This is a genomic window from Paracoccus everestensis (assembly GCF_021491915.1).
Lineage (GTDB): Bacteria > Pseudomonadota > Alphaproteobacteria > Rhodobacterales > Rhodobacteraceae > Paracoccus > Paracoccus everestensis.
Genome location: NZ_CP090836.1, coordinates 1985263 through 2011578 on the forward strand (window position 1 = coordinate 1985263; position 26316 = coordinate 2011578).

A 26316-nucleotide genomic window follows, 5' to 3' on the forward strand; every position below is an offset into this window, starting at 1 on the left:
GAAAGGTCAGACGGCCAGGGCGTCCGGGGCCCGAACGGCGGCCTCGCGCCGGTTGCGCAATTCCTCGGCCACCAGGAAGGCCAGTTCCAGCGACTGGCTGGCGTTCAGCCGCGGATCGCAGGCGGTGTGATAGCGGTCCGACAGATCCTCGTCCGTGACGGCGCGGACGCCGCCGGTGCATTCGGTCACGTCCTTGCCGGTCATCTCGAAATGCACGCCGCCGGGGATGGTGCCCTCGGCCTTGTGGATCGCGAAGAACTCGCGCACCTCGCGCAGGATCGAATCGAAGGCCCGCGTCTTGTAGCCGGTCGAGGACTTGATGACGTTTCCGTGCATCGGGTCACAGGACCAGACCACATTTGCGCCCTCGGACTGGACGGTTTGCACCAGGCGCGGCAGGTGATCGCCGACCTTGCCCGCGCCAAAGCGCGCGATCAGCGTCAGCCGGCCCGGTTCGTTTTCCGGGTTCAACTTGGCCATCAAGACCTTCAGGTCATCCGCCGTGGTGGTCGGGCCGCATTTCAGCCCGATGGGGTTCTGGACGCCCCTGCAGAATTCCACATGGGCGCCATCGACCTGGCGGGTGCGGTCGCCGATCCAGATCATGTGGCCCGAACCCGCCACCGGCAGGCCGGTGGTCGAGTCCACGCGGGCAAGCGCTTCCTCGTATTCCAGCAGCAGGGCCTCGTGGCTGGTATAGAAATCGACCTGGGACAGTTGATGCGCCGTGTCCGAACTGACCCCTGCGGCCTGCATGAAGGCCATGGCGTCGCTGATCCGGCCCGCGATGTCGCGGTACTTCGCGGCCTCGGGTCCGCCCACGAAATCGGCGATCCAGCTTTGGACCCGGTGCATATCCGCGAAACCGCCGGTCGAGAATGCGCGCAGCAGGTTCAGGGACGCCGCCGCTTGGGTATAGGCCGCCAGCATCCGCTGCGGATCGGGAATGCGCGCTTCGGGTGTGAAGTCGAAGCCGTTGATGATGTCGCCGCGATAGGAGGGCAGCTCGACCCCGTCCATCACCTCGGTGGGCGCGCTGCGCGGCTTGGCGAACTGGCCCGCCATCCGGCCGACCTTCAGAACCGGCATCTGCGCGCCCCAGGTCAGCACCACGGCCATCTGCAACAGCACCTTGAAGGTGTCGCGGATGTTGTCGGCGCTGAATTCGGCGAAACTTTCGGCGCAGTCACCGCCCTGCAACAGGAAGGCCCGGCCCTGGGCCGCCTGGGCAAGCTGGGCTTTCAGGCGCCGCACCTCGCCCGCGAAGACCAGGGGGGGATAGCGGCGCAACTGCGCCTCGGCCGCCTGCAAGGCGTCGGGATCGGTATAATCCGGCATCTGCACGCGCGGATAGGCGCGCCAGCCGGCCTTGTCCCAGGCTTGGGTGGCGGTCTTGCGGTTCTCCTGCGTCATGGCACGGACTCCTTGGGGAAATGATCGGGACGATATAGACGGGAATGATGCCGAGGGGAAGGTGGTGGAGGGAAGGTGCCGGATCCCCTTGCGGCAGCGGGAAATCCCTGATGATGTGGCCCGATCACGCGCGCAAAGACTGCCTCCATGCCATCCGACAAGCCCCGCCGGTTCACGTTCCTTCTGCTGGACCGGTTCACCATGCTTCCCTTTACCGCCGCCATCGAGCCGCTGCGGCTTGCCAACCGCGCGGCAGGCCGGGATTTGTATTCCTGGCGCCTGGTCGGGCCAGGCCGGGACTGGGCCACGTGCTCGAACGGCGCCCGCGTCGCCCTGGACGGCGGCCTGGACGACACCTCGCCCGAACGCGACGACGTGGTGATCGCCTGCGGCGGCACCGAGATCGCGCGCGAGGCAACAAGGCCCGTGCTGACATGGCTGCGCAAGCAGGCGCGCGGCGGGGCAACGGTGGGCGCGGTCTGCACCGGCGCCTGGGTGCTGGCCGAGGCAGGGCTGCTGGACGGGCGAAAGGCCACGATCCATTGGGAAAACCACGACGGCTTTGCCGAGGCTTTCCCCCAGGTCGATCTGTACAGGTCGGTCTTTGTCAACAACGGCAATCGGCTGACCGCGGCGGGGGGCACGTCGTCCATCGACATGATGCTGCACCTGATCGCCGAAGCCCAGGGCGAGGCGCTGGCGACCGAGGTGGCCGACCAGATGCTGCACACCACGATCCGCACCAACCAGGATCGCCAGCGGCTGTCGATCCCCACGCGGATCGGCGTGCGCCACCCCCGGCTGGCCGCCGTGATCGCTCGGATGGAAGGCAACCTGGAAGACCCGATCAGCCCGGCCCAGCTGGCCGCCGATGCGGGAATGTCCACGCGGCAACTGGAACGGCTGTTCCGCCGTTACCTGAACCGCAGCCCCAAGCGGTATTACATGGAAACCCGGCTGGCCCGCGCCCGCAACCTGCTGATGCAGACCGAGATGTCGATCATCGAGGTCGCCCTGGCATCCGGCTTTTCCAGCCCGTCGCATTTTTCCAAATGCTACCGGGCGCTTTACGGCGGCACCCCTTATCGGGAACGCGGGACAGGGGCGGCGGCGCAGACATGAAAAAACCCGGCGCGGGACACCGCACCGGGTTCTTGGTTCCAGGCGGAACAGGCCCTTAGCTGGGCACGGTCGACTGGTTCGGGTCCAGCCCGATATGGGTGCCCATGGCTTCCATATCCGCCAGCAGCTTGACAGTGGCGGTGACGACATCCTCGCCCACGGTGTCGCGCTTGGCCTCGACCGTGCGGCGGCGGCGATGCGCCTCGGCCATCATGTCGTTGAAGACGGCTTGCGTCATTTCATCACGCGCATGGCCGCGTTCGGCGAGCAGGCTGACTGAATCGGCGCTGATTTCCACGAACCCGCCGGTGACGGCGAATTCGGTCTGCGCGCCGTCGGTCCCGACCACGGTGACAAGGCCCGGCCGCAGCGTGACAATGGTCGGCGCATGGCCGGGCATGGCGGTCAGATCGCCATCCGTGCCCGGCAGGCGCACCTCGCGCACGGGAATGGAGACGAGGCTCCGTTCCGGCGACACGAGGTCGAACTGCATGGTATCGGCCATGATGCCCCCTTACGCGGCTTCTGCCGCAAGACGCTGGGCTTTCGCCTTCACGTCCTCGATATCGCCGACCATGTAGAAGGCGCCTTCCGGCAGGTGGTCGTATTCACCGGCAACCACGGCCTTGAACGAGGCAATGGTCTTTTCCAGCGGCACCTGGACGCCGTCGGACCCGGTGAACACCTTGGCCACGTCGAAGGGCTGGGACAGGAAGCGCTGGATCTTCCGGGCGCGGGCCACGGTCAGCTTGTCCTCCTCGGACAGTTCGTCCATGCCCAGGATGGCGATGATGTCCTGCAGCGACTTGTATTTCTGCAAGATACCCTGAACGTCGCGGGCAACCTGATAATGCTCCTCGCCCACGACGGCGGGGTCGAGGATCCGGCTGTTGGAATCCAGCGGATCCACGGCCGGATAGATGCCCAGTTCCGAAATCGCACGCGACAGCACGGTCGTGGCGTCCAGGTGTGCAAAGGTCGTGGCAGGCGCCGGGTCGGTCAGGTCGTCGGCCGGAACATAGACGGCCTGGATTGAGGTGATCGAGCCGTTCTTGGTCGAGGTGATGCGTTCCTGCATCGCGCCCATGTCGGTGGCCAGCGTCGGCTGGTATCCCACGGCGGACGGGATGCGGCCCAGCAGCGCCGACACTTCGGAACCCGCCTGGGTAAAGCGGAAGATGTTGTCCACGAAGAACAGAACGTCCGTGCCCGAGGCATCGCGGAACTGTTCCGCAACAGTCAGGCCGGTCAGGGCAACGCGCATCCGCGCACCCGGCGGCTCGTTCATCTGGCCGTAAACCAAAGCCACTTTCGATTCGACCAGGTTGTCGGGAACGATAACGCCGGATTCAACCATTTCGTGATACAGGTCGTTGCCCTCGCGGGTGCGTTCGCCAACGCCCGCGAACACGGAATATCCCGAGTGCACCTTGGCGATGTTGTTGATCAGTTCCATGATCAGAACGGTCTTGCCCACGCCGGCGCCGCCGAACAGGCCGATCTTGCCACCCTTGGAATAAGGCGCCAGCAGGTCGATGACCTTGATGCCGGTGACCAGGATTTCCGACGAGGTGGCCTGCGCAGCGAATTCGGGGGCCGGCTGGTGGATCGCACGACGTTCGGTGACGTTCAGCGGCGTGCCTTCGTCAACCGGTTCGCCCACGACGTTCAGGATGCGGCCCAGCGTCACGTCGCCCACCGGAACGGTGATCGGACCGCCGGTGTCGCTGACCGGCTCGCCCCGGACCAGGCCTTCGGTCGCATCCATCGCGATGGTGCGCACGGTGTTCTCGCCAAGATGCTGCGCCACTTCCAGGACCAGCTTCTTGCCGTTGTTGCTGGTTTCCAGCGCGTTCAGAATCGCCGGCAGGTGACTGTCGAACTGCACGTCAACGACGGCGCCGATCACCTGCGTGATTTTACCAGTGGCCTCTGCCATGTGATTACCCCTGCGTGTCAGAGCGCCTCGGCGCCCGAAATGATTTCGATGAGTTCCTTGGTGATCGCTGCCTGACGCGAGCGGTTGTACACCGTTGTCAGACGGTCGATCATGTCGCCCGCATTGCGCGTGGCGTTGTCCATGGCCGTCATCCGCGCGCCCTGTTCCGAGGCCGCGTTTTCCAGAAGCGCCGCAAACACCTGCGTCGCGATCGAACGCGGCAGCAGTTCGCCGAGAATGGCATCCTCGCCCGGTTCGTAATCATACAACGCCGAGGCGCCGCCTGCCGCTTCACCTTCCGGCATTTCGGCCGGGATGATCTGGCGCGCGGTCGGGATCTGGCTGATCACCGATTCGAACCGGTTATAGAAGATCGTCGCCACGTCAAAATCACCGGCCTCGAACCGGTCCAGCACGTCGTCGGCGATGGCGCGGGCATTGTCATAGCCCACGCGCTTGACTTCGGACATATCGACATGGCTGACGAACAGGCTGCCATAGTCGCGCTTCAGCTGCTCGCGGCCCTTCTTGCCGACGGTCAGGATCGCGACTTCCTTTCCTTCGCCCCGCAGGCGGTCGGCGTGTTGCCTGGCCAGCTTGACGATGGAACTGTTGAAGCCGCCTGCCAGGCCGCGTTCCGAGGTCATGACCACCAGCAGATGCTTGCGGTCCGCACCCGTTCCCGCCAGCAGGCGCGGCGCCGATGCCGAACCGGCCGCATTCGCGGTCAGCCCGGCCATCACCGCCGCCATCCGGTCGGCATAGGGACGCGCGGCAACCGCCGCGTCCTGCGCACGGCGCAGTTTCGCGGCGGCGACCATTTGCATCGCCTTCGTGATCTTCCGCGTGTTCTTGACGCTTCCGATCCGGTTCTTGAGATCCTTGAGACTGGGCATCTATTCCCCCTCTCAGGCGCGGGTCTTGTTGTATGCGTCCAACGCGGCCTTGATCGCGGCTTCCAGGTCGCCCGAGACCTTGCGGTCGTTGCGGGTCATGTCGTCCAGCAGGTCGGACTTCTGGTTGCGCAGGAACTGGAGCAGCCCTTCTTCCCAGGCCACGACATCGCGCACCGGCACGTTGTCGATGTAACCCTTGGTCCCGGCATAGATCACGATCACGATCTCCGCGTTCGTCAGCGGGCGATACTGCGCCTGCTTCATCAACTCGGTCAGGCGCGCACCGCGGTTCAGCAGGCGCTGCGTGGCTGCGTCCAGGTCGGACCCGAACTGGGCGAATGCCGCCATCTCGCGGTACTGCGCCAGTTCCAGCTTAACCGGACCGGCGACGGATTTCATCGCCTTGGTCTGGGCAGCCGAACCCACGCGGGACACGGACAGACCGGTGTTCACGGCCGGGCGGATGCCCTGAAAGAACAATTCCGTTTCCAGGAAGATCTGGCCGTCGGTGATCGAGATCACGTTGGTCGGGATATAGGCCGACACGTCACCCGCTTGGGTTTCGATGATCGGCAGCGCGGTCAGCGAACCTGCGCCGTGGTTCTCGTTCAGCTTGGCCGAACGCTCCAGCAGGCGGGAATGCAGATAGAACACGTCGCCCGGATAGGCTTCACGGCCGGGCGGACGGCGCAGCAGCAACGACATCTGGCGATAGGCCACGGCCTGCTTGGACAGGTCGTCATAGATGATCAGCGCGTCCATGCCGTTGTCGCGGAAATATTCCCCGATCGCGGTGCCGGAATAAGGCGCCAGGAACTGCATCGGCGCAGGATCGGACGCGGTCGCGGCCACAACGGTCGTATAGGCCATGGCGCCGGTTTCTTCCAGCTTCTTGACCAGTTGGGCCACGGTCGAGCGCTTCTGGCCCACGGCGACATAGACGCAGTGCAGCGTCTTCATGCCGTCGCCTTCGCGGCCGTTGTAGTTCAACTGGTTCAGGATGGTGTCCAGGGCGATGGCGGTCTTGCCGGTCTGGCGGTCGCCGATGATCAGTTCGCGCTGGCCGCGGCCAACGGGGATCATCGCGTCCACGGCCTTCAGTCCGGTCGCCATCGGCTCGTGCACCGACTTGCGCGGCATGATGCCCGGCGCCTTCACGTCGGCGATGCGGCGCTCGGTCGCCTCGATCGGGCCCTTGCCGTCGATGGGATTGCCCAGGCCGTCAACGACGCGGCCCAGCAGGGCCTTGCCCACCGGCACGTCCACGATGGAGCGGGTGCGCTTGACGGTGTCGCCTTCCTTGATCTCGCGGTCGTCGCCGAAGATCACGATGCCGACGTTGTCGGTCTCAAGGTTCAGAACCATGCCCCGGACGCCGCCCGGGAATTCCACCATCTCGCCGGCCTGCACCTTGTCGAGGCCGTAGACGCGGGCGATACCGTCACCGACGGACAGCACCTGGCCCACTTCGGCCACTTCGGCTTCCTGGCCGAAATTCCTGATCTGATCCTTGAGGATGGCCGAAATTTCGGCTGCCTGGATTCCCATTATCCGACCTCTTTCATAGCATTCTGGAGGGAAGCGAGCTTCGAGCGGATCGAGCTGTCGATCATCTGCGAACCCAGCTTGACAATCATGCCGCCGATGAGAGCCTCATCGACGCGGGTGTTCAGTTTGACTTTCTTGCCGGACTTCCGTGCCAGCGTGTCGCGCAGGCGTGCCTGCTGGTCGTCGTTCAGGGCGATGGCGCTTGTCACGTCGGCGGTGACCTCGCCGCGTTCATCGGCGATCAGCGCCTGCAGCTGGCGCACCAGCTGGGGCAGCACGAACAGGCGGCGGTTCCGGGCCATCAGTTGCAGCGTGTTGGCCAGGACAGGCGACAAGCCCATCTTCTGGGACAAGGCGCCAATGGCGCGGGCCTGGTCGTCGCGGGTATAGATGGGGGAGCTGATCAGGTCGCGCAGATCGGCGCTGTCATGCAGCGCGGCGCCCAGATCCTGGGTCTGCTGCGCCAGGCCGTCGAGGCCCCCGTCTTCCTTGACGATGTCAAAGACGGCCTGCGCATAGCGCCCGGCGATGCTCTGGGACATGGAAACAGAGTTGGCCACGGTCATCCTTTACGGTTTGCGCAAGCCCCACTGGCGGGCCGGTTTGCTGCCGGTCTGTCGCGGGGTGCGGGTCGCAGTCGCACGGCTTATGGAGGGCCGTTCGGAAATCTGCGGCGTCTCTAGCAGGTGAATGCGGCCCGGGCAACCGGATAGCGCACGGAAATGAGAGGCTTGCGACCTAAGAATCCGCGCCGTGCGGATCGCCGCGCAAAACGCCCGGACAGGGTGCGGCAGGCTGTCGCAGGCAAGCGGCGGCGCAGGATGCAGGGCTGTTGCGGCCCCTGCCCCCCTGGTCCCAAAACAAACGAAAAAACCCGGCGCGCGCGGCCAGCAGGAACTGACCCCGTGCGCCGGGCGCAACTGGGAACGGAACAGAGGGGCTTGTCCGCGTCGTCGATATCGGGATCGATTGAACGGATGAACACAAACAGCAGGCTACCAGGTACAAATCCGGCATATGCCAAATCTTCACCGGGGGGCAGTTCACCTTATGGACAGGTCTGCCGCGATTCGACCGGCAAGCGCGGTCGGTCGTCTTGCAGATGCTGCAGATGTCGCCCCAGCGGCGCGCGGGCATGCCGGGGCCTGGCAACGCCGTCCAGGATCTCCAGCGGGCTGGGGACATGGACGCGCTGATCCGGTCCAATCATCGCCCGCACCTGCTTTGACAATTCGATCAGCACGACCCCCGCGATCAGGACGCGGCTGATGCGCGTGCCCGTGCGTTCCCACATCTGTGCGCTGCCCAGCCAGAACCGCCGGTCGGAAGGCGGGATATAGACGGCCGATCCATGCCATTCCGGCACGAAACCCGCCCGCCGGGCCTGGGTTTCGATCTGGCCGGTCGTATAGCTGCGGCCCAGGCCGAATGGGGTGCGCTCGGACGCGGCCCACAGGCCCGCCCGGTTCGGCACCATCACCATCATCCGCCCGCCGGGACCAAGGACGCGCCAGGCCTCGGCAAGAAGGGCGGTGGGATCGTCGCTGGTTTCAAGCCCATGCAGCATGACCAGCCGGTCCACGCTGCCGGTTTCCAGCGGCCAGGCTGTCTCGTCGCACAAGACGCTGTGATTGGGCATCCCGGCAGGCCAGGCCATCACCCCCTGCGGACCCGGCATCAGCGCCGTCACGCGCCGCGCCGAATGCAGGAACGGCCGCAGCATCGGGGCGGCGAAGCCAAAGCCCGCCACCGTCATGCCGGTGCATCCCCCCGGCGGCCAGCGCGACACCAGCCGGTCGCGCAGGATTCGCTGCACCACGCGTCCCAGCGATCGCTGGTAATAGAACTGGCGAAGGTCCGCGATATCGTGGTGCATTGCGCCTCGGCCCGGCTTTTGACAGGCTTGAACACAACACAGGAAAGGGACTTTGCCAATGCCGCTGGAACTGGTCACGCTGCGCTGCCGGACCGACAACTATGCCTATCTGCTGCACGGCGCCGACGGCACCGTCCTGATCGACGCCCCCGAGGCGACCCCCATCCTGCGCGAACTGGCCGCCCGCGACCGGAGCCTGTCGGCGATCCTTCTGACCCACCACCACGGCGATCACGTCGATGGCGTGGCCGAGATCGTCGAGGCGACCGGCGCCATGGTGATCGGCGCGGCAGCCGATGCCCACCGCCTGCCGCCGCTGGACCTGCGCATCACGCCGGGCGAACCGCTAGAGGTTTTGGGCGAACCCGTCGCGATCATCGACGTGCCCGGCCATACCGTGGGCCATGTCGCCTTTCATTTTCCCCAGTCCGGCTTTGCCTTTACCGCCGACAGCCTGATGGCCCTTGGCTGCGGCCGCCTGTTCGAGGGGTCGGCCGCGATGATGTGGGACAGCCTGTCGCGGCTGAACGCCCTGCCCGCCGACACGCTGATCTGTTCGGGCCATGACTACTGCACCGGCAACGGGGCCTTTGCGCTGTCGGTCGATCCCGACAACCAGGCCCTGCGCGACCGGCTGGATGCCGTCCAGCGTGCCGAACAGCCATGCGCCCCCGCGACCCTGGCCGTGGAACGTGAAACGAATCCCTTTCTGCGGGTCGCGGCCCTGCGCGCGTCGCTGGGCATGGACGAGGCTCCCGACGCAGAGGTTTTCGCGCGGCTGCGCGCCATGAAGGACAGGTTCTGACGGGCAAGTGAAAACCGCAGCGCCGGGGGTCGTGCTTGAAATCCGCATCCCGGCGCATCACATCTGCCTCAACCGTGGGAAAAACGTGGCATCGTGACGAGAAAGCTCTTGATGCTGACTGAAATCCACCAAATCTTAACTGTATCGTGACAGTCTGGGCAGGTGGGCCTCAAGATATGCCCATACCGCCAGTCGACTGACAGGAGACGACCGTGCCAAGTTTCTCGACCTCACTGGAACAGGCCATTCACCAGGCGCTTGCGCTGGCGAACGAACATCGACACGAGCTTGCCACGCTCGAACATCTTCTTCTGGCCCTGACCGAGGAACCGGACGCGGTCAAGGTGATGCGCGCCTGCAATGTCGATCTGGACGAACTGCGCAAGCTGCTGATCGATTTCATCGAAGATGACCTGTCCACCCTCATCACCGACGTGGAGGGATCCGAGGCCGTTCCCACCGCCGCCTTCCAGCGGGTGATCCAACGCGCCGCGATCCATGTCCAAAGCTCGGGCCGGCAAGAAGTGACGGGCGCCAATGTCCTGGTCGCGATCTTTGCCGAACGCGAATCGAACGCGGCCTTCTTCCTGCAGGAAATGGATATGACTCGCTATGACGCGGTCAACTTCATTGCCCATGGCGTGGCCAAGAATCCGTCCTTCAACGAAAACCGCAAGGTGGTCGGATCGGATGAGCCTGAACAGAAACAGGCCGAATCCGCGCCCGAGGCCAAGGACGAAACCGCGCTTGGGAAATACTGCGTCGATCTGAATGCCAAATCCAAGAAAGGCGACGTGGACCCCCTGATTGGCCGCGAACCCGAGGTTGAACGCGCCATCCAGGTTCTGTGCCGCCGTCGCAAGAACAACCCGCTTCTGGTGGGCGATCCTGGCGTGGGCAAGACCGCCATTGCGGAAGGGCTGGCGCTGAAGATCACGCGCGGGGAAACCCCCGACGTTCTGGCGGGCGCGACGATCTTTTCGCTGGACATGGGCGCGCTTCTGGCGGGCACCCGTTATCGCGGCGATTTCGAGGAACGCCTGAAGGCCGTCGTGAAGGAGTTGGAAAACCATCCCGACGCGATCCTGTTCATTGACGAGATCCACACCGTCATCGGCGCAGGCGCGACCTCGGGCGGGGCGATGGACGCCTCGAACCTGCTCAAGCCCGCGCTGTCGGGCGGCAAGCTGCGCTGCATGGGATCCACCACCTACAAGGAGTTCCGCCAGCACTTCGAAAAGGACCGCGCCCTTGCGCGCCGGTTCCAGAAGATCGACGTGAACGAACCTTCGGTTCCCGACACGATCAAGATCCTGATGGGCCTGAAACCGTCCTTCGAGAAGCACCACGATCTTCGCTATACTAACGAGGCGATCAAGTCGGCGGTGGAACTGGCCAGCCGCTATATCAACGACCGCAAGCTGCCTGACAGCGCCATCGACGTGATCGACGAGGCCGGTGCGGCGCAGCATCTGGTTTCCGAAAGCAAGCGCCGCAAGACGATTTCCCCCAAGGAGATCGAGGCCGTCGTGGCCAAGATCGCCCGCATTCCGCCGAAAAACGTCAGCAAGGACGATGCCGAGGTTCTTCGCGATCTCGAATCCTCGTTGAAGCGGGTCGTTTTCGGTCAGGACGCGGCGATCACGGCGCTGTCGTCAGCCATCAAACTGGCGCGCGCGGGCCTGCGGGAACCCGAAAAGCCCATCGGCAACTATCTGTTCGCCGGACCCACGGGCGTCGGCAAGACCGAGGTTGCCAAGCAGTTGGCAAGCACCCTGGGCGTGGAACTGCTGCGCTTCGACATGTCGGAATACATGGAGAAGCACGCGGTTTCCCGTCTGATCGGCGCACCTCCGGGCTATGTCGGCTTTGACCAGGGCGGGATGCTGACCGACGGCGTGGACCAGCATCCGCATTGCGTGCTGCTGCTGGACGAGATTGAGAAGGCGCACCCGGATGTCTACAACATCCTGTTGCAGGTGATGGACCACGGCAAGCTGACGGACCACAACGGTCGTCAGGTGGATTTCCGCAACGTGATCCTGATCATGACCTCGAACGCGGGTGCGTCCGATATGCAGAAGGCCGCGATCGGCTTTGGCCGCGACAAACGCGAGGGCGAGGATACGGCTGCGATCGAGCGGACCTTCACGCCCGAGTTCCGCAACCGTCTGGACGCGGTCATCAGCTTTGCTGCCCTGTCGCGCGACGTGGTGGTCCATGTGGTCGAAAAGTTCGTGCTGCAACTGGAAGCGCAGCTGATGGACCGCAACGTCCATATCGAGCTGACCCCCGAGGCCGCCGACTGGCTGGCCGAAAAGGGTTACGACGACAAGATGGGCGCGCGTCCCCTGGGCCGCGTGATCCAGGAGAACATCAAGAAGCCGCTGGCCGAGGAACTGCTGTTCGGCCGGCTGACTAAGGGCGGCGTGGTCCGCGTGAAGATCGAGGACGACAAGCCCGCCTTCGACATCACCGGCCCGGACGCCCCGCGCATCGGCAAGTCCAAGACGCCGCTGCTGACCGCCGAGTGATCGGCCCGACAGGAACGAAGCCCCGCCCGACCTTGTCGCGGCGGGGCTTTTCTTTTGCAGCGGGCGGCAAGCCGAAGGCTTGGCGTTTCCGGCCCCTTCGATGGGGGTTGGAAACGCCCTTCCCCTCAGACCAGTTGCGCCGGGATCAGCCCGCGCAAGGCGTTCCCCATGAACAGATCGCCCGCGGCCAGATCGGCGGGCATCAGCCGCGCCTCCTCGGCCCTGCCCGCGTCGATCAGCGACCTGCGCAGCACCCCCGGCAGCAGCCCGCAGGACAGCGGTGGCGTCAGCAGCCGGTCTCCCCGCCGCAGGAAAAGGTTGGTGATGGTCCCCTCGCAGACCTCGCCGCGTTCGTTCAGCAGGATCGCCTCGTCTGTCCCCTCGGGCAAGGCCGCGCGCGCCCGGTCATAGACGGGTCGGTGCGAGGTCTTGATCCCCAGCCAGGGATCTGCGCTGTCCAGCCGCAAAGGCGACAGGACCACCCGCCAGAAGGCCGGATTGGCAGGCAGCGGCTGGTGCGTCACACTAATCGCCCCCACCGCATAGACCGCCAGCCGCACCCGCAGGATTTGGCCCTTCGGCACGGCGCCCAGGGCGGCCTGGACCGCATCCTCATCCAGCGGAAAGCCCACCAGTGCGCAACCGTGCCGCAGCCGATCACGGTGCAGCGGCCACAGCGCGATCCGGCCATCCGCCTCGACGCGCATAGTCTCGAAAACGGTCAGGCCTGGCGGGACAGGTCCAGGAAAGCGGCCTTGCACAATGCTTCCTCCCATTCGGATCCGGCGCGGCTGTCATGGGTGATGCCGCCGCCCACATTCAGCAGCAGGCGGTCTGGGCGATCCAGGACCGGCGTGCGGATCGCCACCGAAAAGCGCATCGGCCCCGCAGGATCCATCCAGCCTATCGCCCCGCAGTAAACGCCCCGCGCGGCCTGTTCCAGTTCCGCGATGATCTGCATCGCCCGGATTTTCGGCGCCCCGGTGATGGACCCGCAAGGAAACAGCGCCCGCAGGATATCCGGGAAACCGACCCCAGGCGCCAGTTGGCCCGTCACGGCGGAAACCATCTGGTGCAGCGTGGCATAGGTTTCGACATGGAACAGCTGCGGCACCTTCACGCTGCCTGGCAGGCAGATGCGCGACAGATCGTTGCGCAGCAGATCGACGATCATCAGGTTCTCGGCCCGGTCCTTTTCGGACGCGGCCAGGGCGGCCGCGCGATCCGCGTCTTGAGCCGCATCGCCCCCGCGCGGGGCCGTGCCCTTCATCGGCCGCGTTTCGATGCGGCCCGACCTATCAACGGCAAAGAACAGTTCCGGGCTGCGCGACAAGACGACCGGCCCACCCAGATCGACAAAAGCCCCCTCGCCCACCGGTTGCCGCGCGGCGAGGGCGCCGTAAAGGGCCAAGGGTTCGCCTGCCACATCGGCTTGCATTGGGAAGGTCAGGTTGACCTGATAGCAATCGCCCGCAGCGATGTAGTCCCGCGCCCTGGCAATGGCTGCGTCATAGCGCGCGCGCGACCACAGCGGTTGCGCGGGGCCGATGGCGGCGGTGGATTCGGGCAAGGCCGGCACGGGCCGGGGGCAGTCGAAGACCCCCATCAGGATCAGCGGATGGTTGCGCACCGCAGGCATCAGCGGGGCCAGTTTCGGGGTCAGCGCATGGCCCAATTCATAGGACAGGCAGCCCGCAACCCAATGCCCCTGCGCCCGCGCGGCCTCGATGGCAGCCAAGGCCGGGGCGACGCCCGCCGCCGTGTCGGCGCGGATCACCATCCGGGGCGCCGCGAACAGGGTGCCGCCGGGCAAGGGGCCGTGGTCGAACCGGATTTGCCCGGTCACTTGGCGGCCTTGGCCTTGGCCGCCAGATCGCGGGCCACCGCGAAGGCGCCCTTGATGCGGTCGGCATCCGTCTTCCAGTCGTTGGCCACGAAGATCTTGTTGTCGGTGACCTTCGCCCGCGCCCGATGTTCGGTCAGGAATTCAACCAAGCCAGAGGGGTTGGGGAACTTGTCCATGTGGAACTGGACCGTCGCCCCCTTCGGCCCGGCATCCAGCCGCGAGATATTGGCCCGCTTGGCCATTGCCTTGATGCGGATCACCAGCAGCAGGGTGTTCACCTCTCTCGGAAGAGGACCGAAGCGGTCGATCAGCTCGGCGGCAAAGCCCTCCAGTTCGACCTTGGTGGTCAGTCCGGACAAGCGGCGGTACAATCCAAGGCGCACGTCCAGGTCGGGGATGAAGCTTTCCGGGATCGTCACCGGCACGCCCAGGTTCAGTTGCGGCGCCCATTCGTCCTCGGGCGTGCCCTCGATCTCGCCCGATTTCAGCTTGGCGATGGTTTCCTCCAGCATCTGCTGGTAAAGTTCGAAACCCACCTCCTTGATATGGCCCGACTGTTCCTCGCCCAGAAGGTTGCCGGCGCCGCGCAGATCCAAGTCCTGCGAGGCCAGGTTGAAGCCCGCCCCCAGCCCGTCGATGGATCCCAGGAATTTCAGCCGCCGCATGGCCTGCTGGGTCAGCGGCTGGCGCGGCTTGGTGGTCAGATAGCAATAAGCGCGGGTCTTGGACCGGCCCACCCGGCCCCGGATCTGGTAAAGCTGCGCCAGCCCGAACATATCGGCGCGCCAGACGATCATGGTGTTGGCGGTCGGGATATCCAGGCCGGATTCCACGATCGAGGTCGCGACCAGCACGTCATGGCTGCCGTCGTAAAAGCCGTTCATCCGCCCATCCAGATCGCCCGCCGCAAGCTGGCCATGGGCGACGAGATAGCTGACCTCGGGCATATTCTCGCGCAGCCAGTGTTCCACGTCCGGCAGGTCGGACAGGCGCGGAACCACGAAGAAGCTTTGTCCGCCGCGATATTTCTCGCGCAGCAGGGCCTCTCGGATGGTGACGCTGTCGAATTCGCTGACATAGGTGCGGATCGACAGGCGGTCCACGGGCGGCGTGCCGATCACCGACAGGTCGCGCACGCCGGTCAGCGACAGTTGCAGCGTGCGCGGGATCGGCGTCGCGGTCAGGGTCAGGACGTGGATGTCCGACCGCAGTTCCTTGAGCCGTTCCTTGTGGGCCACGCCGAAATGCTGTTCCTCGTCGATGATCAGCAGGCCCAGGTTCTTGAAACGCACGCCCTTGGCCAGGACTGCATGGGTGCCGACGACAATATCGACCGCGCCGTCGGACAGCCCTTCGCGCGTCTTGGCCGCATCCTTGGTGGAAACGAAACGCGACAAGGGGCGAACCACGATCGCCGTGCCCCGGAAACGTTCGGCGAAGGTCTTGAAATGCTGCCGCGCCAGCAGGGTCGTGGGCGCCACGACCGCGACCTGCATTCCCTGCGACGCCGCGATAAAGGCCGCGCGCATCGCGACCTCGGTCTTGCCGAAGCCCACGTCGCCCACGATCAGGCGGTCCATGGGGCGGCCCGCCGCCAGATCCTCGGCCACGTCGTCGATGGCGGACAGTTGGTCGTCGGTTTCGCTATAGGGAAAGCGCGCGGCGAAGGCCTGCCAGTCGTGATCCTCGGGTTCCAGAACGGGCGCGGCGCGCAGCAGGCGTTCGGCGGCAACCCGCATCAGCTTGTCGGCGATCAGCTTGATACGTTCCTTGAGGCGCGCCTTTCGCGCCTGCCAGGCCCCGCCGCCAAGACGGTCCAGCAGCCCTTCCTCGTGCCCATAGCGCGACAGCAGTTCGATATTCTCGACCGGCAGGTAAAGGCGGTCGCCGCCCGCATATTCCAGCGCCACGCAGTCATGGGGCACGCCCATGGCCTTGATGGTTTCCAGCCCCGTGTAACGACCGATGCCGTGTTCGACATGGACGACCAGATCGCCCGGCGTCAGGCTGGTCGTGTCCTTCAGGAAATTATCAGCCTTGCGGCGCTTCTTTGCGCCCCGGATCAGGCGGTCGCCCAGCACGTCCTGTTCGGAAATCACCGCCAGCTTGCCGAGCGCCTGCCCGTCCGCCACGAAGCCTTCGTCCAGCGGCCAGACCGCCAGACCCACGGTACCCGGCTTGTCCGACAGGTCGCGGATGTCGGTGACGGGCTTGGCAGCGGCCATGCCTTCATCCGCCAGCAGGCCGGCCAAGCGCTCCCGCGCGCCTTCGGAAAAGCTGGCGACGACGACCCGATGGTCCTTGGACAATGCCTTCACATGATCGGCCAGAGCCTTGAACAGGTTGATGCTTTCGGCCTGGCGCTCGGGTGCGAAATTGCGGCCCACGCGCCCGCCCGCGTCCAGCACCCCCGGTCCCGGCGGCTGCGGCAGGACCGACAGCCGCAGCACCCGGTGCGCGGCCAGCCAGGCGGACCATTCGCCTTCAGGGGGGAACATCGCGTCTGGAGGCACGGGTTTATAGACCGTGTCGCTGCGCCCCTTGGCGGCCATCGCGGCCTTTCGCGCCCCGAACTGTTCGTTGATCATGCCCCGGCGGGCGTCGATGACCTGACCCACATGGTCGTCCAGCAGGATGGATGCACCGGGCAGGTAATCGAACAGGCTTTCCATCCGGTCGTGGAACCAGGGCAGCCAATGTTCCATCCCTGCCGTCTTGCGTCCCGCGCTGACGCTTTCATACAGCGGGTCGTTCGTGCCCCCGCCATATTCGGTGCGATAGTTCTGGCGGAACCGGGTAATGGCGTCCTGATCCAGGATCACCTCGGACATTGGCGCAAGCTCGATCCGCGACAGCTTTTCGGTGGTGCGCTGCGTTTCCGCATCGAACCGGCGCGCGCCGTCCAGCACGTCGCCAAACAGATCCAGCCGCACGGGGCCGGATTCGCCGGGCGGGAAGATGTCGATGATCCCGCCGCGCACGGCATAGTCGCCGGGTTCGGTCACGGTGGGCGACTGGGTGAAGCCCATGCGCACCAGGAAATCGCGCAAGGCGCCTTCGTCGATGCGGTCGCCCACGCGGGCCACGAAGCTGGCACCCTGGACGACATTGCGGGCGGGCACCCGTTGCAGCACGGCGTTCAGTGTGGTCAGCAGCACGAACGGCCCCTTGACCGCCCCCTGCACCAGGCCCGCCAATGTCGCCATGCGCGCCGCCTGGATATCAGGCGAGGGCGAGACGCGGTCGTAAGGCGTCGTATCCCAGGCCGGAAAATCCAGAACGACAAGATCGGGCGCCAGGAAAGCCAGGGACGCCCGCATCGCGGCCATGCGGCGGTCGTCGCGGGCGATGTGAATCACGGGCGCGCCGCGCGCAGCCTCGCGCGCAAGCAACGCGGCGTCATAGCCCTCGGGCGCGCCGGAAAGGATCAGGTGTTCGGCCATGCGGTTGAGGTAAAGCCCCGCGCGGCGGAGTCAAGGCGTCAGAAGCCATAGGGATGGATCAGCGACCACAGCGCACCCAGCAGGGCCGTCACCGCGACCGCCGCCATCGACAGGACCGTGACCAGCCGCCGGTGGATCACCATGCGGCGCACGGCCTCGGCCGCGATGGCCGGAACGGGCTGCGCGCCCTGCTCCGCGGCATCCAGCAAGGGCACCAGGCGGCGGGCAAGCGCCACGCGCATCCAGAACAGGATCGCAAAGGGAAACAGCAGCAGGAAACCGGCAAGCGCCAGTTCCAGCCCATAGCCCAGTCCCATGATCGCAAGCGAGGTCAGCGCAAATCCCGTAGCCCCCAGGAACACCGCGCCTTCCCGCGCGCCCAGGCGCCAGCGGGGCAGGACCAGCGACAGCCAGTCCAGCAGGTGCAGCACGACAGGGGATTCGCTCTCGCCCGCCTGGATCGCCGTGCGGGCGCGGCCCAGGATCTCGACCGGCACGCCGATCACGCCGCGACCGGTCAGCGACCAGGTGCCGATCACCACCAGCCAATACCAGACCGTGCCAAAGGACCGGCTGTCCAGAAAGCCGATCAGGCTGTCGAATTGCGGCACGCGGGCTTCCTTGTCCTTGGTCGCGCGCGACCTTAGAACGGCTGTTGCCGAAGGAAAAGCCGTCTTGCGCCCCCCCGAAAGGAAGCCTGCCATGCCGACGCCGATCATCGCCCCCTTCCCCGCTTCGCGCCTGCGCCGCCTGCGCCGGACCCCTGCGATCCGCGCCATGGTGTCGGAATGCGACGTGACGCCCGCCAACCTGATCTGGCCGATCTTCGTGACCGAGGTTCCGGGGGCCGAGGGGGAAATATCCTCCATGCCCGGCGTCGAACGGCTGACGCTGGACGGGGCACGGCGGGCGGCGGAACGGGCGGCACGGCTGAACATCCCGGCGATCTGCATCTTTCCCCATTCCGATCAGGATCTTAAGACGGAAACCTGCGAACGCGCATGGGATCCCGACAACATCGGCAACCGCGCCATTCGCGCCGTCAAGGAAGCCGCGCCCGACCTGGCGGTAATGACCGACATCGCGCTCGATCCCTACAACGCCAACGGACATGACGGCATCGTCGTGAACGGCGAAATCCTGAACGACGAAACGGTCGAGGCCCTGGTGCGCATGGCCCTGGTCCAGGCGGAATCCGGCGCCGACATCCTGGGGCCGTCGGACATGATGGACGGCCGCATCGGCGCGCTGCGCGGCGCGCTGGAAGGGGCGGGTCACAAGCACACGGCGATCCTGTCCTATGCCGCCAAGTTCGCCTCCAGCTTCTATGGTCCGTTCCGCGATGCGGTGGGCGCATCCGGTCGGCTGGTGGGCGACAAGAAGACCTATCAGGTCAACCCTGCCAACCGAGGCGAGGCGATCCGCTGCGTCGCGCGCGACCTCGCCGAAGGCGCGGACATGGTCATGGTCAAGCCTGGCCTGCCCTATCTGGACATCTGCCGCGCGGTAAAGGACCAGTTCGGCGCACCCACCTTTGCCTATCAGGTCAGCGGCGAATACGCGATGCTGGAAGGCGCGATCCGCAACGGCTGGCTGTCGCGCGACGCCATGTTCGAAAGCCTTTTGTGCTTCCGCCGGGCGGGTTGCGACGGGATCCTGACCTATTTCGCGCCCCAGGTGGCCGAGGCCATTGCGGCCCGTGCCTAGGCGGCAGGCGAACCGTCGCCCGCCTCCATCGGGGCGGGTGACAGGCACGTTGGAATACCCTACATTCCCGGCAAAATGCCGGGGCATCCGGCGACAACGCGGGGACACGTGATGAGCAGCCTTTTCCAGACCAGGATCGACCGTCGCGTGCTGCTGAGGGGCGTTGCGGGCACTGCAGCCCTGGCTCTTGCCGGATGCAGCAATGCCGTGGGTACGAATGCCGGGGCGGAACTGGATGCGCGGGTCGATGCGACCCACAACTACCTGATCCAGAACTATCCCTCGGCGCAGGCGCTGGTGCAGAACGCGCGCGGCGTCCTGTACATGCCCCTGATGACCGAGGCGGCGCTTGGCGTCGGCGGGGCCTATGGCCAAGGCGCGCTGCGGATCGGCGGGGCGACGGTGGATTACTATTCCGCCACGCGCGCCACCGTGGGCCTTCAGGCGGGCGCGCAGCAGTATGCGCATGTGCTGATCTTCCAGACCGATGCCGCGCTTGCGTCCTTCCGGGCCTCGCCCGGTTGGCTGGCGGGGGCCAACGCCTTCTATGCGATCCCGCAGGGCGGCATGGCGCTTGGCGCGGACACGATCACCGCGCAACTGCCGGTCGTGGCGATGATCTTCGGCCAGGCGGGACTGATGGCAGGCGCGTCCATCGAGGGCACGAAATACACCCGCGTCATCCCGTCCGAAATACCGACCCTGGGCTTTGGCGGCATGGGATTGCCGCAGATGCAGATGCCGCAAATGCCCCAGATGGGCCGTTACTAGCCCGAGGTCAGGTGCCGCAGCCCGTGCGTGACATCGGCGCGCACGGCCAGCCGCAGCGCGGGTTCATCCCCCGCCCGCAACGCGGCCAGGATCATGCGGTGGTGGCGTGGGGGTTCGTTCCGCTTCACCCGGCCATACAGCGCGCGCATCGTCGGACCCAGTTGCAGCCAGATGGTTTCCAGCATCGCCAGCATCGCGGGTGCCTGGGCGCGCAGATACAGCATCCGGTGAAATTCCAGGTTGCAGCGGATATAGCCCACTGCATCATGGTTTTCGACCGCATCGGCAATGCGCGCGTTCATCTGCGCCAGCCGGTCGATCAGCGCGAAATGTGCGCGCGGCAGGGCGCGGGCGGCCAGCTCGGGTTCGATCAGGGCGCGCAGGGCGGCCAATTCCTCGATCCGGTCGTCCGACAGCGCAGGCGTGGTCACCCGGCCCGAGGCGGACATCGTCAGCGCCCCTTCGGCCACCAGGCGGCGCACAGCCTCGCGCGCGGGGGTCATCGACAGGTTGTATTCGCGGGCGATGCCGCGCAGGGTCAGCGGCTTGCCAGGGGGCAGTTCGCCCAGCATGATCCGGCTGCGCAGGTTGCGATACAGCTTTTCATGGGCGGATGGATCGGTTGATCGGGCGGGGGCATTCATGTCCGTGGTTGTGATCACAAAGGGCGCCCCCGTCAATCCCTCGCCGGATCGCGGAACTGCCAGGCCATCAATTCCGACCCATGCCGCCGCAGCCAGTCGCGGTGCTTCGCGTAATCGGGAACCAGCCCGGCCACGGTCGCCCAGAAACGCGGTGAATGATCCATGTGGCGCAGATGCGCGACCTCGTGCGCGGCGACATAGTCCAGCACGGCGGGCGGGGCCATCGCCAGACGCCAGGAAAACATCAGCCGCCCGTCCGATGTGCAACTGCCCCACCGCGACCGCGTATCGCGCAGGACAATCGCCTGATAACTGCGGCCCAGCGCCGCCGCATGACGGTCGCAGGCCGCGCGCAGATGGCCCATCGCCTTGTGCTTGAGAAAGGCCTGCACCACCGGCCCCGCCGGGCGGGTGGCGGGCAGCAACAGCGCCTTACCCGCCACCTGGGCCGCCCGGACGGCGGCAGGGGACAGCGCCAGCCGCTCGCCCGACACCGGGACCACTGCGCCGTGTCGGACGATGCTGGGGGCGGGCCGGCGATCCGCGGCTTGCAGCAGCCATTCCGCCTTGGATTCCGCAAATGCCGCGCCATCCGACAACGCAACATGGATGGGCAGCGTCAGCACGACAGGCCCGCCATCGCGCGGCACGCGCAGCGTCATGCGGCGGGCACGGCCCGACCGCCGGCACATGATCCGCATCCCGTTGCCGATGGTGAACGCCTCGGCCATCCGCCTGCCCTTGCCCTGCCCCGCCGTTGCTGTCAGAAAAGCCTTTGACACCCCCCGGCACCTGTGGCAGGGGGACCACCGATTTCCCTAAACGCGGCGGAAGGAAAATGCCATGCCCAAAGAGGAATGGGGCACGAAACGCCTGTGCCCGCACTGCGCCACGCGGTTCTATGACCTGCGCGCCAATCCGATGACCTGCCCGGCCTGCGCTAACCAGTTTTCGCTGGAAAGCCTGACCGACAGAAGCGGCAAGACGCTTGTCACCGAAAAGACCGTCGCCCGCGACACCGACGACCTTGTCGATGACGAGGAGGATTTGGGCGACGATGCAGGCGAACTGGACGACGATCTGCTGGAAGAAGACGATGACGACGGCGACGTGTCGCTGGACGACATCGCCGACGTTGCCGAAAGCGACGAGGATTAAGAAAAAGGCCGGTCCCAGGACCGGCCTTTTTGCTTCGCAGCAGCCGGGCGATGATTCAGGCCGCACCGGGTGAACCTCGGCCTTGTCTCGACAGCCTGTCGGCATCGCTGCCCTATCCAGCCCTTGATCAGTTGAAGGTATGCACCCTCAGCTTCAGGCTGCCATCTTCCTGCCTTTCGAAGACATGGGTCGCCACCCCTGCCCATGGCTGGTCGGCGCCCTGGGCGTCCTTGCCATTGGCCGACCATTTGGCCGTGCCGACCAGCAGGTCGTCGTTGCCCTCGGCCTCGATCAGTTCCAGCTTGTGTCCCGTCACCCCCATGCCGAACAGTCCGCCAAAGAACTCCTCGACCCCCTGGGGGCCTTTGATCACGTCATGGGTGGCGGGCAGAAAGATCGCGTCCGGCGCATAAAGCGCCGCAACGGCTTTCGCATCACCCGCGTTGAAGGCCGCGTCCCATGCGGAATTGGCGGCGCTGACATCGCTGGCGGGATCGGCACCAGCGGCAGTGGCCGCCAAAGCGCAAGCACACAGCACCGCAGACATCGAGGTCGGAGATTTGACCATAACTTCCTCCCTGCAATTTCCGGGGTACGCCATCACGGCGCCCCAGCCCATCATACATCCTCACCAGCCCTCTGTCGCCAACCGTGGCGCAGGGTGCTGCGGCTGGCGTCCGGGCCAGGTCTTGCTGAAGCAGCGGCTCCTCGGAATATACCGAGAAAGGACGACCGGCACCCTGCCGAGACCCGCATAAGGCTGGTCAGCCCATACGATAGTTCGGACTTTCCCGCGTGATCTGCACGTCGTGGACGTGGCTTTCCTTCAGCCCCGCGCCGGTGATGCGGACGAACTGGCAGTTCCGGCGCATCTCCTCGACCGTGGCGCAGCCGGTATAGCCCATGGCCGCCCGCAGGCCGCCCACAAGCTGGTGGATCACCGCATTGGCGGAACCCTTGTAGGCCACCTGCCCCTCGATCCCTTCGGGAACCAGCTTGTCGGTCGCGGCATCCTTCTGGAAATAGCGGTCCGCGCTGCCCCGCGCCATGGCACCCAGGGATCCCATGCCGCGATAGGACTTGAAGCTGCGGCCCTGGTACAGGATCACCTCGCCCGGCGCCTCGTCGGTGCCTGCGATGGCGCTGCCGACCATGGCGCAGCTTGCGCCCGCCGCGATCGCCTTGGCGAAATCGCCGGAAAACTTGATGCCGCCATCCGCAATGATCGGCACGTCGCCCGCAGCGGATGCCGCGTCCATGATCGCCGTCAACTGCGGCACGCCGACGCCCGCCACGATCCGCGTGGTGCAGATCGACCCAGGCCCGATGCCCACCTTGACCGCATCGGCGCCCGCGTCGATCAAGGCACGCGTGGCTTCGGCCGTGGCGACGTTGCCCGCGACCACCTGCACCTGGTTGGAAAACAGCTTGACGCGCTCGACCGCCTTGGCGACGCCCGCCGAATGGCCATGGGCGGTGTCGATCACGACCATGTCCACGCCCGCCTCGATCAGAGCCTGGCTGCGCTCAAAGCCCTCGTCGCCCACGGTAGAGGCCGCAGCGACACGCAGGCGGCCCAGGTCGTCCTTGCAGGCCAGCGGGTTCAGGACCGACTTCTCGGTATCCTTCAGGGTCAAGAGGCCTGTCAGCTTGCCTTGGCTGTCGGCGATCAGCAGCTTTTCGATCCGGCGTTCCTTCATCAGGCCGATGGCCTGCTGGCGGTCCGCCGGTTCATTCAGCATCGCCAGATTGTCCGTGGTCATCACGGCACGCACCGGCGTCCGATTGTCGCTGGCGAAACGCATGTCGCGGTTGGTCACGATGCCGACGATGCGCCCCTCGTCGTCCACCACCGGAAAGCCGGTGACATTAAAGCGTTCCTGGAAGGCCCGCGCGTCGCCCACGGTCTGGTCGGCCCGCAGCGTGATCGGGTTATAGACGATGCCCGATTCGAACCGCTTGACGCGCCGAACCTCGTCGGCCTGCTGTTCGGCGGTCAGGTTGCGATGGATCACGCCCATGCCGCCCGCCTGAGCCATAGCGATGGCCATGCGGCTTTCGGTGACGGTGTCCATGGCGGACGACAGCAACGGGATGTTCATGGCGATGCTTCGGGTCACGCGCGTTGTTACATCGGCGGTCGACGGCATGACCGTGGATGCGGCAGGCACCAGAAGAACATCATCAAAGGTAAGCGCCTCACGAATCTGCATGGGAGTGTCCTTGCGGCAACATCGTTTGGCAGTTTCCCCTTTCACGCGTCGGGGTCTTTGTCCAGTGCGTTGGCGCGGATTTCTTGCGCGAACTGCATGGGCACGGACAACCGAAAGTTGCCCCAATGCCACGGACCCCACACGCATTCCGGGCGGACGCCGCGTCATATTGCACCGTCAATTGATTCGTAGAACATCGGCGGTAAGTTGCGAATCCAGCGGTCCCATGACTGCCAAGGGAGGAACCTATGAAGAAAATCATGACGGGCGGTGCGGTTCTGCTGATATCCGCATCACCGCTCATCGCGGGCGGGATCGAGCGCGCGCCGCAGTCCCTGTCGGTGCTGTTCGAGGAAGGCAATTACGCGGAATTGAGCTTTGGTGGTGTCGATCCCACCGTGGAAGGGACGGATGTCGGCGTTCCGCCCAATCCGTTTATTCCCAGCGGCATTCCTCCCAGCTCGACCGGCGACGTGGCACAGGGCTATGGCTTCGTCGGCCTGTCCTACAAGCACCAGTTCAACGATAACATATCAGCTGCCATCATCATGGAGCAGCCTTTCGGAGCGGACATCCGCTATCCACTGGCGCCGGCCGGTTCGCCCGTTCTTGGCGGCACCCGGGTTGAGGTTAATTCGACCACCTTCACGGCATTGGCGCGATACAAGTTCGAAAACAACTTTTCGATCCATGGCGGGATCCGCGCATCGAAAGCCAATGGTGGCGTGACCTTGAACGGGTTGGGATACAACCGGATTGCGCCGCCCTACAATCTGGAGATCGAGGACGAATGGGGCATGGGCTACGTCCTCGGCGCGGCCTACGAGATACCCGAGATCGCCGGCCGTGTGTCGCTGACCTACAACTCGTCCATCGACCACGACTTTGAGATGACCGAAACGGGAGATGTCATTCTGGGTGCGACCAACGGCCTGACCGATACCATCTCGGGGCGCTATACGGTCAAGACGCCGCGCAGCTGGACCGTGGAAGGTCAGACCGGCATTGCGCAGGACACCCTGGTTTTCGGTTCGATCCGCTGGGTGAAATGGTCCGAATTCATTGTCGACAACGCCGTCTTTCCTATCACTCCCCCGACAGGGGGAACGGTTCCGCTTGTCGAGGTCGAGGACACGACGACCTATACAATCGGCGTGGGGCGCAAATTAACGGACAACTGGTCCGCGTCGCTGTCGTTCGTCTATGAGCCCAGCGAAGGGGATACGGTTTCACCGCTTGCCCCGACCAACGGGCGCAAGGGTGTTACCCTCGCCGGCATATACACAATGGATAACATTAAGATCACGACAGGTATCAACTATACCCGGTTGGGTGGTTCTGACGTGGGCATCGGCGAAACCGGCAACAAAACGACCGTCGCCACGATGGAGGACAACCACGCCTGGGGCATCGGCGTCCGCATCGGCTACAGCTTCTGAAGCTTCCGCACCGTGACACTGGCAAGGCCTCGCTTCGGCGGGGCCTTTGCTTTCGAAACCCCCTGCATTACCTATGCGCCCGAAACGAAGGGGCATCCGATGATCTATGGCAGCGGCGGCGAATGGCTGGGGACAAGCGCCAAGCGCATTGTGCTGTTCGGGATGTCGGGCCTGGGCAAGACCTATCTGGCCAATATGCTGCGCGAAGCGGGCGACTGGTTCCACTATAGCGTCGATTACCGGATCGGCACCCGCTATATGGGCGAATTCATCGCCGACAACTTCAAGCGCGAGGCGATGAAGGTTCCTTTCCTGCGGGAACTGCTGCTGTCGGACAGCATCTATGTCGCCAGCAACATCACCTTTGACAACCTGGCGCCGCTGTCCACCTATCTGGGCAAGCCCGGAAGCCCCTCGCGCGGGGGGCTGCCCTTTGACGAATACTGCCTGCGCCAGAACCAGCACCGGAGGGCCGAGATCGCGGCCCTTCTGGACACGCGCCATTTTATGACCCGCGCCCGCGACATCTATGCCATCCCGCATTTCGTCTGCGACAGCGGCGGGTCGATCTGCGAGGTCGTGGATCCCGAAGATCCCGCCGATCCGGTCCTACAAGCCCTGGAACGCGACCTGCTGATGGTCTGGATCAAGGGGTCGGATGCCCATACCGCCGAACTGGTCCGCCGCTTCGACCGCGCACCCAAGCCCATGTATTACCAGCCGGAGTTCCTGGAAAAGGCCTGGATCGCCTATCGCGTGGAAAAGGGCCTGGACGGGGACGAGGTCAATCCCGACGACTTCATCCGCTGGATCTATGCCCGCGCCCTGGCCCACCGACAGCCGCGATACGAAGCCATGGCGCGGCGCGGCGTCACCATCCTGGCCGAGGAAGTGGCCGAAGTCCGAACCCCCGCCGATTTCGACCGCCTGATCGCCCGCGCCATCGACCGCAAGGAATGAAC

23 protein-coding genes are annotated in these 26316 nt (G+C 65.3%); 8 read left to right on the top strand and 15 right to left on the bottom strand.

Annotated elements, in window-relative coordinates; all coding sequences use genetic code 11:
• Positions 1 to 6 precede the first annotated feature (6 nt).
• Positions 7 to 1413: a class II 3-deoxy-7-phosphoheptulonate synthase gene (locus LZ585_RS09795; protein WP_234853394.1), complete on the bottom strand. Its 1407-nt coding sequence runs from the start codon at positions 1411 to 1413 to the stop codon at positions 7 to 9.
• Positions 1414 to 1560: 147 nt separating this feature from the next.
• Here LZ585_RS09795 and LZ585_RS09800 point away from each other — a divergent pair, with 147 nt between their 5' ends.
• Positions 1561 to 2535 (top strand): GlxA family transcriptional regulator, encoded by a 975-nt coding sequence (locus LZ585_RS09800; protein ID WP_234853395.1) that lies wholly within the window; start codon positions 1561 to 1563, stop codon positions 2533 to 2535.
• Positions 2536 to 2590: 55 nt separating this feature from the next.
• Here the strand turns inward: LZ585_RS09800 and LZ585_RS09805 are convergent, their stop codons facing one another.
• The 6 genes from LZ585_RS09805 to LZ585_RS09830 form a co-directional block, all read right to left on the bottom strand.
• Positions 2591 to 3040 carry a F0F1 ATP synthase subunit epsilon gene (locus LZ585_RS09805; protein WP_234853396.1) on the bottom strand — a complete coding sequence of 150 codons (450 nt, stop codon included), beginning with the start codon at positions 3038 to 3040 and terminating at the stop codon, positions 2591 to 2593.
• Between the two features lie 9 nt (positions 3041 to 3049).
• Positions 3050 to 4474, bottom strand: a complete 1425-nt coding sequence (gene atpD / locus LZ585_RS09810; protein WP_234853397.1) for a F0F1 ATP synthase subunit beta — start codon at positions 4472 to 4474, stop codon at positions 3050 to 3052.
• Positions 4475 to 4491: 17 nt separating this feature from the next.
• Positions 4492 to 5370: a F0F1 ATP synthase subunit gamma gene (locus LZ585_RS09815; RefSeq protein ID WP_234853398.1), complete on the bottom strand. Its 879-nt coding sequence runs from the start codon at positions 5368 to 5370 to the stop codon at positions 4492 to 4494.
• Between the two features lie 12 nt (positions 5371 to 5382).
• Positions 5383 to 6918, bottom strand: a complete 1536-nt coding sequence (gene atpA, locus LZ585_RS09820) for a F0F1 ATP synthase subunit alpha (RefSeq protein WP_234853399.1) — start codon at positions 6916 to 6918, stop codon at positions 5383 to 5385.
• The gene (locus LZ585_RS09825; protein ID WP_234853400.1) at positions 6918 to 7484 is read right to left on the bottom strand and encodes a F0F1 ATP synthase subunit delta; all 567 of its coding nucleotides are present in this window, start codon (positions 7482 to 7484) and stop codon (positions 6918 to 6920) included. The genes atpA and LZ585_RS09825 overlap by 1 nt, the downstream gene beginning before the upstream one ends.
• A gap of 482 nt (positions 7485 to 7966) precedes the next feature.
• Positions 7967 to 8794 (bottom strand): class I SAM-dependent methyltransferase, encoded by an 828-nt coding sequence (locus tag LZ585_RS09830; protein WP_234853401.1) that lies wholly within the window; start codon positions 8792 to 8794, stop codon positions 7967 to 7969.
• Positions 8795 to 8852: 58 nt separating this feature from the next.
• Between LZ585_RS09830 and gloB the strand changes: the two genes are divergently transcribed.
• Both gloB and clpA read left to right on the top strand, forming a co-directional pair.
• The gene (gene gloB / locus LZ585_RS09835; RefSeq protein WP_234853402.1) at positions 8853 to 9599 is read left to right on the top strand and encodes a hydroxyacylglutathione hydrolase; all 747 of its coding nucleotides are present in this window, start codon (positions 8853 to 8855) and stop codon (positions 9597 to 9599) included.
• A gap of 212 nt (positions 9600 to 9811) precedes the next feature.
• Positions 9812 to 12133, top strand: coding sequence for an ATP-dependent Clp protease ATP-binding subunit ClpA (gene clpA / locus LZ585_RS09840; RefSeq protein WP_234853403.1), 2322 nt, complete (start codon positions 9812 to 9814; stop codon positions 12131 to 12133).
• Positions 12134 to 12258: 125 nt separating this feature from the next.
• Here the strand turns inward: clpA and LZ585_RS09845 are convergent, their stop codons facing one another.
• From LZ585_RS09845 to LZ585_RS09860, 4 genes are read right to left on the bottom strand one after another with little or no spacing between them, the layout of a single operon-like run.
• Positions 12259 to 12909: an aminotransferase class IV family protein gene (locus tag LZ585_RS09845; RefSeq protein WP_390625061.1), complete on the bottom strand. Its 651-nt coding sequence runs from the start codon at positions 12907 to 12909 to the stop codon at positions 12259 to 12261.
• Positions 12855 to 13979 carry an aminodeoxychorismate synthase component I gene (locus tag LZ585_RS09850; RefSeq protein ID WP_256445614.1) on the bottom strand — a complete coding sequence of 375 codons (1125 nt, stop codon included), beginning with the start codon at positions 13977 to 13979 and terminating at the stop codon, positions 12855 to 12857. The genes LZ585_RS09845 and LZ585_RS09850 overlap by 55 nt, the downstream gene beginning before the upstream one ends.
• Positions 13976 to 17422, bottom strand: a complete 3447-nt coding sequence (gene mfd / locus LZ585_RS09855; protein WP_234853405.1) for a transcription-repair coupling factor — start codon at positions 17420 to 17422, stop codon at positions 13976 to 13978. Before mfd ends, LZ585_RS09850 begins: the two co-directional genes overlap by 4 nt.
• A gap of 38 nt (positions 17423 to 17460) precedes the next feature.
• On the bottom strand, positions 17461 to 18033 hold the full coding sequence (locus tag LZ585_RS09860; protein ID WP_234853406.1) for a hypothetical protein: 573 nt from the start codon (positions 18031 to 18033) through the stop codon (positions 17461 to 17463).
• 91 nt (positions 18034 to 18124) lie between these two features.
• Between LZ585_RS09860 and hemB the strand changes: the two genes are divergently transcribed.
• Positions 18125 to 19129 carry a porphobilinogen synthase gene (gene hemB, locus LZ585_RS09865; protein WP_234853407.1) on the top strand — a complete coding sequence of 335 codons (1005 nt, stop codon included), beginning with the start codon at positions 18125 to 18127 and terminating at the stop codon, positions 19127 to 19129.
• Positions 19130 to 19240: 111 nt separating this feature from the next.
• Positions 19241 to 19900 carry a lipid-binding SYLF domain-containing protein gene (locus LZ585_RS09870; protein ID WP_234853408.1) on the top strand — a complete coding sequence of 220 codons (660 nt, stop codon included), beginning with the start codon at positions 19241 to 19243 and terminating at the stop codon, positions 19898 to 19900.
• On the opposite strand, the gene LZ585_RS09875 is transcribed toward LZ585_RS09870, so the two are convergent.
• Positions 19897 to 20544: a GntR family transcriptional regulator gene (locus tag LZ585_RS09875; protein ID WP_234855805.1), complete on the bottom strand. Its 648-nt coding sequence runs from the start codon at positions 20542 to 20544 to the stop codon at positions 19897 to 19899. The genes LZ585_RS09870 and LZ585_RS09875 overlap by 4 nt on opposite strands.
• Positions 20545 to 20576: 32 nt before the next feature.
• The gene (locus LZ585_RS09880) at positions 20577 to 21326 is read right to left on the bottom strand and encodes a M48 family metallopeptidase (protein ID WP_390625062.1); all 750 of its coding nucleotides are present in this window, start codon (positions 21324 to 21326) and stop codon (positions 20577 to 20579) included.
• A 61-nt stretch (positions 21327 to 21387) separates the two neighbouring features.
• Here LZ585_RS09880 and LZ585_RS09885 point away from each other — a divergent pair, with 61 nt between their 5' ends.
• The gene (locus LZ585_RS09885) at positions 21388 to 21702 is read left to right on the top strand and encodes an FYDLN acid domain-containing protein (protein WP_234853409.1); all 315 of its coding nucleotides are present in this window, start codon (positions 21388 to 21390) and stop codon (positions 21700 to 21702) included.
• Between the two features lie 127 nt (positions 21703 to 21829).
• Here LZ585_RS09885 and LZ585_RS09890 read toward each other — a convergent pair whose 3' ends face one another.
• Complete coding sequence (locus LZ585_RS09890; RefSeq protein WP_234853410.1) at positions 21830 to 22270, bottom strand: YybH family protein; 441 nt, start codon at positions 22268 to 22270, stop codon at positions 21830 to 21832.
• A 196-nt stretch (positions 22271 to 22466) separates the two neighbouring features.
• On the bottom strand, positions 22467 to 23915 hold the full coding sequence (gene guaB, locus LZ585_RS09895) for an IMP dehydrogenase (RefSeq protein ID WP_234853411.1): 1449 nt from the start codon (positions 23913 to 23915) through the stop codon (positions 22467 to 22469).
• A gap of 248 nt (positions 23916 to 24163) precedes the next feature.
• Between guaB and LZ585_RS09900 the strand changes: the two genes are divergently transcribed.
• Both LZ585_RS09900 and LZ585_RS09905 read left to right on the top strand, forming a co-directional pair.
• On the top strand, positions 24164 to 25354 hold the full coding sequence (locus LZ585_RS09900) for an OmpP1/FadL family transporter (RefSeq protein ID WP_234853412.1): 1191 nt from the start codon (positions 24164 to 24166) through the stop codon (positions 25352 to 25354).
• Between the two features lie 99 nt (positions 25355 to 25453).
• Positions 25454 to 26314 carry an ATPase gene (locus tag LZ585_RS09905; RefSeq protein ID WP_234853413.1) on the top strand — a complete coding sequence of 287 codons (861 nt, stop codon included), beginning with the start codon at positions 25454 to 25456 and terminating at the stop codon, positions 26312 to 26314.
• The last annotated feature ends 2 nt before the right edge of the window (positions 26315 to 26316 follow it).